The organism is Immundisolibacter sp., assembly GCF_041625615.1.
In the GTDB taxonomy this organism is placed as follows: Bacteria; Pseudomonadota; Gammaproteobacteria; order Immundisolibacterales; family Immundisolibacteraceae; genus Immundisolibacter.
In genome coordinates this window covers 1-10552 of sequence record NZ_JBFJTF010000080.1, presented here as the reverse complement: position 1 = coordinate 10552, position 10552 = coordinate 1, and the positions used below count along the sequence as shown (strand labels likewise).

Here is a 10552-nt window from a genome sequence, read left to right as displayed (position 1 = left end):
CTGGCCGAAACCCTGGCACGCATCCTGAACGTGCCGTTCACGATCGCCGACGCCACCACGCTGACCGAGGCCGGCTACGTGGGTGAGGACGTCGAGAACATCATCCAGAAGCTCCTGCAGAAGTGCGACTACGACGCCGAGCGCGCGCAGACCGGCATCGTCTATATCGACGAAATCGACAAGATTTCGCGCAAGTCCGACAACCCGTCCATCACCCGCGACGTGTCGGGCGAAGGCGTGCAGCAGGCGCTGCTGAAGCTGATCGAGGGCACCGTCGCCTCGGTTCCCCCTCAGGGCGGGCGCAAGCATCCCCAGCAGGAATTCCTGCAGGTCGACACGCGCAACATCCTGTTCATCTGCGGTGGCGCCTTCAACGGGCTGGACCGGATCGTCCAGCAGCGGATGGAGAAGGGCGGCATCGGCTTCTCGGCCGACATCAAGAGCCAGATCGAGGACAAGGACACCAGCCGGCTGCTGGCGGCGGTGGAACCGCATGACCTGATCAAGTTCGGCCTGATCCCGGAATTCGTCGGCCGCCTGCCGGTGGTCGCGACCCTGGCCGAACTGAACCGCGAGTCCCTGATCCGCATTCTGACCGAGCCCAAGAACGCCCTCATCAAGCAGTATCAGAAGCTGTTCAAGATGGAAGGTGTGGAACTCGAGTTTCGTCCCGAGGCGCTGGACGCCATCGCCGACAAGGCGATGGAACGCAAGACCGGTGCCCGCGGCCTGCGCTCGATCCTCGAACACGCCCTGCTCGACATGATGTTCGAGCTGCCGTCGATGCATAACCTGAAGAAGGTCGTGTATGACGAAAACGTCCTCAGCACCGACGCCAAGCCGCTGCTGATCTACGAGGATGCGCCGCTGCAACAAGGCGCAGCCGGCGACTGACGCCGCCCCGCTCCGGGGACACACCCCGTCGCTGCGGGGCTTGAATTCTAGGGCGCCGCCACCATCTGCCCTTCCTGGCAGCGGCGTGCGCCGCCCACTCCTACTTTCTCGAGGCCTTCCGGGTGTCCGACCCCATCCAAGCCCATTCCGGCGATGACGCCGAAACCCTGACCCTGCCGGTCCTGCCACTGCGCGACGTGGTGGTATTCCCGCACATGGTGATCCCGCTGTTCGTTGGCCGGGAAAAATCCATCGCCGCGCTCAACCTGAGCGAAGACCACGGCAAGCGCATTTTCCTGGCGGCACAGAAAGACGCTGCCCTGGACGACCCTGGCCCGGACGACATCTACGACAGCGGCGTGGTCGCGCACGTCCTGCAAATGCTCAAACTGCCCGACGGCACGGTAAAGGTGCTGGTAGAAGGGCTCGATCGCGCCAGCGTCACCCACTGGGAACCTGCCGAAGGGTGCTTCACGGCGCAGCTGCAGGTGCCCCAGGCGGGCCCGGTCGACCCCAAGGAAGACACCGTGCTGCAGCGCAGCGTGCTCGAACAGTTCGAGCAATACGTGCGTGGCAGCAAGAAAGTGCCTCCAGAGGCACTGACCGCGCTGGCGGAAATCGCCGACTCCTCGCGCCTGGCAGACACCATCGCCGCCCATCTGCCCGTGCGTCTGGCCAAGAAGCAGGAACTGCTCGAGATCGTGGACATCGTGCCGCGCCTGGAGCACCTGCTTAACCTGCTCGAGACCGAAATCGACTTGCTGGCAGTCGAGAAGCGCATGCGCGGCCGGGTCAAGCGGCAAATGGAGAAGAGCCAGCGCGAGTACTACCTGAACGAGCAGATGCGCGCCATCCAGAAAGAGCTCGGCGAGCTCGAGGACGGCGGCAACGACCTGGACGAGCTCGAGCGACGCCTGGAGGAAGTACGCCCGCCGAAGACCGTGCTGGCCAAGGCACGCAGTGAGCTGAACAAACTGCGCACCATGTCGCCGATGGCCGCCGAAGCCACCGTGGTGCGCAATTACCTCGACTGGATCGTGCAGGTACCCTGGCGCAAGCAAAGCCGCGTGCGACGCGATCTGGACCTCGCCCAGCAGGTACTCGACAAGGACCATTTCGGGCTCGAGAAGGTCAAGGAGCGCATCCTCGAGTACCTGGCCGTGCAGCAGCGCGTGCGCAAGCTCAAGGGGCCGATCCTGTGCCTGGTCGGTCCGCCGGGTGTCGGCAAGACTTCACTGGGTCGCTCCATCGCCAACGCCACCGGCCGCAAGTTCGTGCGCATGTCGCTCGGCGGCGTGCGTGACGAGGCCGAGATCCGTGGCCACCGCCGTACCTACATCGGCTCGCTGCCGGGCAAGGTTCTACAAAACCTGGCCAAGGTCGGCACGCGCAACCCGGTGTTCATGCTCGATGAAGTCGACAAGATGGCCATGGACTTCCGCGGCGATCCGGCCTCGGCGCTGCTCGAGGTACTGGACCCGGAGCAGAACCACGCCTTCAACGATCACTACCTGGAAGTCGATTACGACCTGTCGGACGTGCTGTTCGTGGCTACCGCCAACACGCTCAACATTCCGGCGCCGCTGCTCGACCGCATGGAGGTGATCCGCCTGCCCGGCTACACCGAGGACGAGAAGCTCAACATCGCCACCCGCTACCTGATCCCCAAGGCCATTGCCGACAACGGCCTCAAGGACAGCGAGATCGCCTTCGACGAGCCGGCCGTACGCGGCATCATCCAGCGCTACACGCGCGAGGCTGGCGTGCGCAACCTCGAGCGCGAGATCAACAAGGTCTGTCGCAAGGCAGTGCGCCAGGTGGTGCAGAAGAGCCGTCGCGGCAAGCTCAAGGTGACACCGGCCAACCTGGCGGACTACCTGGGCGTTCCGCGCTATCGGCACGGCCTGGCCGACACCGAGGACCGCATCGGCCAGGTTACCGGCCTGGCGTGGACCGAAGTCGGCGGTGAATTGCTGACCGTAGAAGCGGCGGTGGTCCCTGGCAAGGGCAATCTAACCCTCACCGGGCAGCTCGGCGAAGTCATGCAGGAATCGGTGAAGGCGGCCATGACCGTGGTCCGCAGCCGTGCCGAGCAGCTTGGCATCGCCGCAGAACGCTTTCAGCAAAACGATTTCCACCTGCATGTACCGGAAGGTGCCATTCCCAAGGATGGGCCCAGCGCCGGCATCGCCATGGTGACCGCACTGACCTCGGCACTCAGTGGCCGGCGGGTACGTGCCGAGGTCGCGATGACCGGGGAAATCACCCTGCGCGGCGAGGTATTGCCAATCGGCGGACTGAAGGAAAAGCTGCTCGCGGCGCTACGGGCAGGCATCCGCAAGGTACTCATTCCTAAGGAGAATGAGAAAGACTTGGCGGACGTTCCGAAAGACGTCACGCAACGCCTGGAGATTCAGTCCGTGCACTGGATCGACGAGGTGTTCCAGCAGGCCCTGTCCGAGGCACCCGACCCCGGACAACCGCCCGGCAGCGGCAGCGAGCCACGGCCGGCTTCGCCCGAGAATTATCTTGCCCATTGAGACGCGACCGAGGCGTTTGTTGACACGCGTTTTTTGGCGTTGGTATAACTCGCCGACCGCGATTTGGTGCGATTTTTTCGCCTGCTTGCGGGGTCACTTACGCTCAGGGGCAAACCAACCACTCCCAGGGGGACTCACGTGAATAAATCTGACCTGATTGATGCGATCGCGGACGGCGCCGAGATTTCCAAGGCCGCTGCCGGTCGTGCTCTGGACTCGGCAGTTGATGCCATCACCGCGGCGCTGAAGAAGGGCGACAGCGTCACCATCGTCGGCTTCGGAACGTTCTCGGTCGGCAAACGCGGCGCTCGTACCGGCCGCAATCCGCGCACCGGTGCGCCCATCAAGATCAAGGCCAGCAAGACCGCCAAATTTAAAGCTGGCAAAGGTCTCAAAGACGGCATAAAATAGCCGCTTCCTGCAGGGTGCTTAGCTCAGCTGGTAGAGCGTCGCCTTTACACGGCGGATGTCGGGAGTTCGATCCTCTCAGCACCCACCGAATGCATTAGGAGCGGTAGTTCAGCTGGTTAGAATACCGGCCTGTCACGCCGGGGGTCGCGGGTTCGAGTCCCGTCCGCTCCGCCATATTGGCAAATTGCCAGATACCAGCCGCGAAGGGTGGAGCCGAGTAAAGTCGGCTTCGCCCTTTGTGTTATCTGCAACCTGAAAAATCAGCATGCTTGAACACATCCGCGAGAAAGCACCCCGGTGGCTTGTCAGCACCATCCTCGTTTTGCTGGTGGTGCCGTTTGCCCTGTGGGGTATCGGCTCCTACGTGCAGCCCGACACCACACGGGTCGTCGCCCACGTTGGCGACAGCACCATCACCGCCCAGGCGCTGGACCAGGCCATGCGAGTCGAGGCCGAGCGCCTGCGCGCCGCCCTGGGTGACGCCTACTCGCCGGAACTGCTGGAGAACGCCGGCACCCGCAACGCTGTACTGCAGCGACTGATCAACCGCGAATTGCTGTTACAGGCCGCCGCCGAACGGCGCCTGCACGTAACGGATACCGCCGTGGCCGCGTTGATTCAGTCGGTCCCCGCATTCTCCGGCGAGAACGGTTTCGACCGCGGGCTGTACGAATCGCGACTGCGCCGCCAGGGGCTGACGCCGGTGCAGTTCGAGGATGACCTGCGCCAGTCACTGGCGCTGCAGCAACTCGAAGCCGGCCTGGCCCGCTCGGCCTTCGTGGCGCCCGAGGAACTCGAGCGCCTGGCCGCCCTGTGGTTCGAACGCCGAGACCTGCGCGTGACAACGCTCGACTGGCAGGAATACGTTCCCGACGAACCGCCGGCGGACGACGTCGTAGAAACCTATTACGAGGCGCACCGCGAGCGCTTTCGCACCGCCGAACAGGTGCGCGTGGCCTACCTGGAGCTGAGCCTGGACGCGCTGGCGACGCAGATCAATGTCGACGACGCCATGCTGGAGACTCGCTACGAGGCCATGAAGCCGGAGCTGAGTGACCCTGAGCAGCGGCGCGTGCGTCACATCCTGCTGCAGGTGCCCGAAAACGCACCGGCGGAGACGGTCGAACAGGCCCGTCGCAAGGCCACCGAATTGCGCGCCGCCCTGCTCGACGGCGGCGACTTCGCGGCGCTGGCCAAAACGGAATCGGACGACTCCGGCTCGGCCAGCCAGGGCGGCGACCTCGGCTTCCTGAGCCCGGGCAGCATGACGCCCGCCTTCGATGAAGCAGCTTTCAGCCTGGCGCCGGACACGGTCAGCGAACCGGTACGCACGCCCTTCGGCTTCCACCTGCTGGAAGTGACGGCGGTGAAACCGGGAAACACACCGTCGCTGGAAGCAGTCCGCGACACCGTGCGCCAACGCCTGCAACGCGAGCTGGCCGAGGAGCGTTTCTTTTCCGCCGCCGAAACGCTGCGCCGCCTGACTTTCGAGCAGCCGGACAGCCTGGCGCCAGCCGCTGAGGCCGTGGACCTTGAAGTTCGTGAGCTCGGGCCGTTCCCGCGCTCCGGTGGCGAAGGCGCGGCAGCGAACCCGCAATTCCTGCACCACGCCTTCAGTGCCGACGTACTCGCTGGCGACAACAGCGAGGTATTCGAACTCGACCCGGGCCGCTATGCGGTGCTGCGGGTGCTCGAACATTCGCCCGCAGCGGTACAGCCTTTGGCCGACGTGCGCGAGGCGGTGGTACAGCAGCTACAGCGCGAAAATGCCGCCGCCGCGGCGCGCGATGCCGGCGAGCAACTGGTCGAGGCACTCAACGCCGGCAACCCCGTCGACGTGCAGTTCAACGAAATCACCGACATCGGCCGCGAGGGCAAGGAAGGGCTGCCGGCGACGGTCGTCGAGAAGGCGTTCGCTCTGCCGGTCGGGGACGAACAGCCCCGGTATGCCGGACTCAGCCTGCCCGACGGCAGCTACGCGCTGGTCGCCGTCACCGGCCGGCGACCCGGCCCGCAGGCAGATGACAGCGAGGCCCGCGAGGCGCTGCGCGAACAGCTGCAGGCGATCCGCGCCGAGCAGACCCTGAACGACCTGCTGCAGTCCCTGCGCGAGCGTCACGCGGTGCGCGTGGTGCAGACCGCCTCCTGAGGCAGCCTGCACCGGGCGCGGTCAGCCGCCCATGCCGACGATGTTGTAACCGGCGTCGACGTAACTGATCTCGCCGGTGACACCGGCGGCCAGGTCCGAACACAGGAACGCGGCCACGTTACCCACATCCTCGATGGTGACGTTGCGTCGCAACGGCGCATGGTCGGCGTGGTAGTCCAGCATGCCGCGCAGGCCGGAAATACCGGACGCCGCCAGCGTGCGGATCGGTCCGGCGGAAATGCCGTTGACCCGTACCCCGTCGGGCCCCATGGAGGCCGCCAGGTAGCGGACACACGCCTCCAGGCTGGCCTTGGCCAGGCCCATGACGTTGTAGTTGGGCAACACCCGCACGGCGCCGAGGTAGGTCAGCGCCAGCAAGGCCGCGTTCGGGCGCAGCATGGGCTTGGCCGCCTTGGCCAGCGCCGCCAGGCTGTAGGCGCTGATGTCGTGCGACACGCGGAAACCCTCGCGGGTCACTGCGTCGACGAAGCTGCCCTGCAGCTCTTCGCGCGGAGCGAAGGCGACGCTGTGCACGACGATGTCAAACCCGTCCCAGCGCTGCCCCAGCGCGGCGAAGGCGGCGTCGATCTGCGCGTCGTCGGCGACGTCCATCGGCAGGCAGATGTCACTGCCACAGGCACCGGCGAAGTCCTCCACCCGCGTGCGCAGCTTGTCGTTCTGATAGGTGAACGCCAGTTCGGCGCCCTGGCGGTGCATCGCCTCGGCAATTCCGGTGGCGATGGAGCGATCGCTCGCCACGCCGACGATGAGTGCGCGTTTACCGGCCAAAAAACCCATTCGAAACCCCCTGCCCTTCGCCTGATCGGGCGCGCATTATAGCCGCCGCCGGGTCTGTCTTCCCTGACCGGCCACCGTGGCTCGGGCCGTATGGCAGAATCGGCCGCGATGCGCCGCCAGTCCCCATTACGCCTGCTGCTGCCCGCCCTGCTGTTCATGCTGGCCGGCTGTGGCGAGGTGCCGCTGAACAGCCCCTACCCGGCCGCCGAGCGTACGGCCAACACCCTGTATGCGGCGTTCGCGGCGCGGCCAAAACATCTGGACCCGGCCATCGCCTACAGCTCGAACGAGTACGTGTTCCTGCACCAGGTATACGAACCGCCGCTGCAGTATCACTACCTGCGCCGGCCCTACACACTGGTGCCGCTGACCGCCACCGCGCTGCCGACGGTGACGCTGCTGGACGCCGGCGGCCGGGCCTTGCCGCCCGGGACCGATCCGGCACGTGCGGTGACCAGCGTCTACGAACTGCGCATCCGCCCCGGCATCCGTTACGCACCACACCCCGCGTTCGCCCGTGACGCACAGGGCCGGCTGCGCTACCACCGGCTCGACGCCGCGACGCTGGCGGACATCGACGCCCTGGGTGACTTCCCGGCACAGGACAGCCGCGAACTGACCGCCGCCGATTTCGCCTATCAGATCAAGCGCCTGGCCAGTCCGCGCGTGCAGTCTCCCATCCGCAGCCTGCTGCGCACGCACCTTGCCGGCTTCGGCGAGCTGGCCGAGGCGCTGGCCGAGGCATCGTCGGACACGGACGGGTGGCTCGATTTACGGCCGTTCGAGCTCAGCGGCGTGCAGACACCCGACCGCTACACCCTGCGCATTCACCTGAACGACGTGTATCCGCAGTTCGAGTACTGGCTGGCGATGCCGTTTTTCGCTCCGCTGCCGTGGGAGGCGGACCGCTTCTACAGCCAGCCGGGCCTGATCGAGAAGAACATCACCCTCGACTGGTACCCGGTCGGCACCGGTCCGTACATGCTGACCGTGAACGACCCCAACCGGCGCATGGTGCTCGAGCGCAACCCGCTGTTCCGCGGCGAGCCCTACCCGTCCGACGGCGAGCCCACGGACGCCGCGGCCGGCCTGCTGGCCGACGCCGGCAAGTCGATGCCGTTCATCGACCGGGCCGTGTTCAGCCTGGAGCGCGAAAGCATCCCGGTCTGGACCAAGTTCCTGCAGGGCTACTACGACCGCTCGCCGGTCGGCCAGGACAGTTTCGATCAGGTGGTCAACCTCGGCGCCGGCGGTGAGCTGGCGCTGACCGACGCCATGCGCGAGCGCGGCATGCGCCTCAGTTCCAGCGTCGCCACCTCGGTCTACTACACCGGCTTCAACATGCTGGACGACACGGTCGGCGGCTACAGCGCCGAGCGCCGTGCCCTGCGCCAGGCCATTGCCATCGCCATCGACCAGGAAGAATCGATCGCCATCTTCCAGAATGGCCTCGGCGTCGCCATGCAGGGCCCGCTGCCGCCGGGCATCTTCGGCTACCGGGACGGCCACGTCGGCATGAACCGGCAGGTGTATCGCTGGGTCGACGGCCAGCCGCAGCGCCTGGGCATCGACCGGGCGCGGGCGCTGATGCGCGCCGCCGGCTACCCGAACGGGCGCAGCGCCGCCGGCGCGCCGCTGGTGCTGTACTTCGACACCATGGCCAGCGGACCCGACGCCAAGAGCTACCTCGACTGGCTGCGCAAGCAATTCGCCAAGCTCGGCGTGCAGCTGGTGGTGCGCAGCACCGACTACAACCGCTTTCAGGACAAGATGCGCCGCGGCCTGGCGCAGATCTACCAGTGGGGCTGGAACGCCGACTACCCCGACCCGGAAAACTTCCTGTTCCTGTTCTACGGCCCGCACGGCAAGGTCAAGCACGGCGGCGAGAACGCCAGCAATTACCACAACGCCGAATTCGACCGCCTGTTCGAGCGCATGCGCATCCTGCCGAACAACGCCGAGCGCCAGCGGCTGATCGACCGCATGGTGGCGCTGATCCACCGCGACGCGCCGTGGGCGGCCGGCTTCCACCCGCAGCAGGTGGTGCTGGACCACGGCTGGAACGGCAACCTGAAACCCAACGACATGGCCAACAACACCCTCAAGTACCAGCGCCTGGACCCGCAGCTGCGGGCGCAGCAGCGGTGGGCCTGGAACCGGCCGCAGTGGACACCGGTGCTGATCGCGCTGGGCCTGCTGGCACTGGCCTGCGTGCCCGGCTGGCGGCTGTGGCGCCGGCGCCAGCGCGCCGGTGCCCTGGCCGCCGGCAGTGGACGGCCATGACCGCCTACCTGCTGCGCCGGCTGCTGTACGCGGTGCCGATCCTGATCGGCGTGAACCTGCTCACGTTCGCGCTGTTCTTCATGGTCAACAGCCCGGACGACATGGCCCGGCTGCACCTGGGCGACAAGCATGTCACCACCGAGGCGATCGACAGCTGGAAACGCGCCCGCGGCTACGACCGGCCGCTGTTCTACGCACCGCAGGAACACGGCCTGTCGCGCCTGACCGAGACCCTGTTCTTCCAGAAATCGGCGCGGCTGCTGGTGTTCGATTTCGGCCGCGCCGACGACGGCCGCGACATCGGCCGCGACATACGCCAGCGCATGGGGCCGAGCCTGGCCATCGCCGTGCCGAGCCTGCTGCTGGGCCTGCTGGTCAACATCACGCTGGCGCTGGGCATGGTGTTCGTGCGCGGCAGCCGGCTGGAACACACTGGCGTGTTCGTCGCCGTGCTGGCCATGTCCATCTCGACCCTGTTCTACATCATCGGCGCGCAGTACCTGCTGGCCAAGCTGCTGCGCCTGGCGCCGGTTTCCGGCTGGCTTGACGGCCTCGCTGGCCTCAAGTTCCTGATCCTGCCCCTGCTGGTGGGCGTGCTGTCCGGGCTCGGCAGCGGCATGCGCTGGTACCGGCTGCTGTTCCTGGAGGAAGCCGGCAAGGACTACGTGCGCACGGCCCGCGCCAAGGGCCTGCCGGAGGGGCGGGTGCTGGGCCGTCACGTGCTGCGCAACGCCGCCATTCCCATCCTGACCGGCGTGGTGGCGGTGCTGCCGCTGCTGTTCATGGGCAGCCTGCTGACCGAATCGTTCTTCGCCATTCCGGGGCTCGGCAGCTACACCATCGACGCCATCCAGAGCCAGGACTTCTCCATCGTGCGCGCCATGGTGTTCCTGGGTGCCGTGCTGTACCTGCTCGGCTTGCTGCTGACCGACGTGTCCTACACCCTGGCCGATCCACGGGTGCGCCTGCAGTGACCATCGGTTCCATCCAGCCGGTGCTGCTGACCACCGACCTGCTGCTGTGGATCATCGTCGCCGCCACGCTGCTGCTGGTGTGGCGGGCCCGACGCACGCCGCGCCTGGCCGCCGCCTTCCAGCAACTGGTGCGGCGCCCGGCGGCGGTGGCGGCACTGGTGATCCTGTTGCCGTACATCGGCGTCGCGCTGCTCGACTCGCTGCACTTTCGTGCGGTGAATCCGGCCGACGGCGCCAGCGCCGGCGTGCAGTCGGTGCTCGACCGCCTGCTGACACCGCTTCGCACGCGCACCGAGACCACCTACTCGGCGCCGCTGGCGCTGCACAGCTACAGCAAGGAAACGCGCCCCGGCGCCGATGGGCGCCTGCTGCGCGTGTTCCCGCGCCTCGAACACGGTGGCGCACACCTGCCGGACACCGCCGCCCGCGCGGCCGACCTGCGCGCCCGCGCCCTGCCGGCGGCGGCCGCGGGCCTGGCCGGCGGCGCGCTGCTGGCGGGCCTG

7 protein-coding genes, 2 tRNA genes and 1 pseudogene are annotated in these 10552 nt (G+C 66.9%); 9 read left to right on the top strand and 1 reads right to left on the bottom strand.

The window, feature by feature from the left end:
• The 6 genes from clpX to ABYX71_RS07650 all read left to right on the top strand — a co-directional run.
• Positions 1–894 (top strand): ATP-dependent Clp protease ATP-binding subunit ClpX (gene clpX / locus ABYX71_RS07675; protein WP_372695920.1); only part of this gene is annotated, 894 nt, incomplete at its 5' end.
• A 122-nt stretch (positions 895–1016) separates the two neighbouring features.
• Entirely contained in the window at positions 1017–3434 is a 2418-nt protein-coding gene (gene lon, locus ABYX71_RS07670) for an endopeptidase La (protein ID WP_372695919.1), read from the top strand.
• 138 nt (positions 3435–3572) lie between these two features.
• Positions 3573–3845 (top strand): HU family DNA-binding protein, encoded by a 273-nt coding sequence (locus ABYX71_RS07665; protein WP_372695918.1) that lies wholly within the window; start codon positions 3573–3575, stop codon positions 3843–3845.
• A 12-nt stretch (positions 3846–3857) separates the two neighbouring features.
• Positions 3858–3930 (top strand) — tRNA-Val (locus tag ABYX71_RS07660).
• Between the two features lie 12 nt (positions 3931–3942).
• Positions 3943–4019: transfer RNA gene (locus tag ABYX71_RS07655), tRNA-Asp, on the top strand.
• Between the two features lie 91 nt (positions 4020–4110).
• Complete coding sequence (locus ABYX71_RS07650; RefSeq protein ID WP_372695917.1) at positions 4111–5994, top strand: SurA N-terminal domain-containing protein; 1884 nt, start codon at positions 4111–4113, stop codon at positions 5992–5994.
• A gap of 21 nt (positions 5995–6015) precedes the next feature.
• On the opposite strand, the gene ABYX71_RS07645 is transcribed toward ABYX71_RS07650, so the two are convergent.
• Positions 6016–6792, bottom strand: a complete 777-nt coding sequence (locus ABYX71_RS07645; protein ID WP_372695916.1) for an enoyl-ACP reductase — start codon at positions 6790–6792, stop codon at positions 6016–6018.
• A 90-nt stretch (positions 6793–6882) separates the two neighbouring features.
• Here ABYX71_RS07645 and ABYX71_RS07640 point away from each other — a divergent pair, with 90 nt between their 5' ends.
• From ABYX71_RS07640 to ABYX71_RS07630, 3 genes and pseudogenes are all read left to right on the top strand, one after another.
• A complete protein-coding gene (locus tag ABYX71_RS07640) occupies positions 6883–9075 on the top strand; it encodes an ABC transporter substrate-binding protein (protein WP_372695915.1) in 2193 nt (730 codons plus the stop codon).
• Complete coding sequence (locus ABYX71_RS07635) at positions 9072–10049, top strand: ABC transporter permease (protein ID WP_372695914.1); 978 nt, start codon at positions 9072–9074, stop codon at positions 10047–10049. The genes ABYX71_RS07640 and ABYX71_RS07635 overlap by 4 nt, the downstream gene beginning before the upstream one ends.
• A pseudogene (locus tag ABYX71_RS07630) lies at positions 10046–10552 on the top strand (ABC transporter permease); the annotation flags it as partial. The gene ABYX71_RS07635 and the pseudogene ABYX71_RS07630, both read left to right, overlap by 4 nt.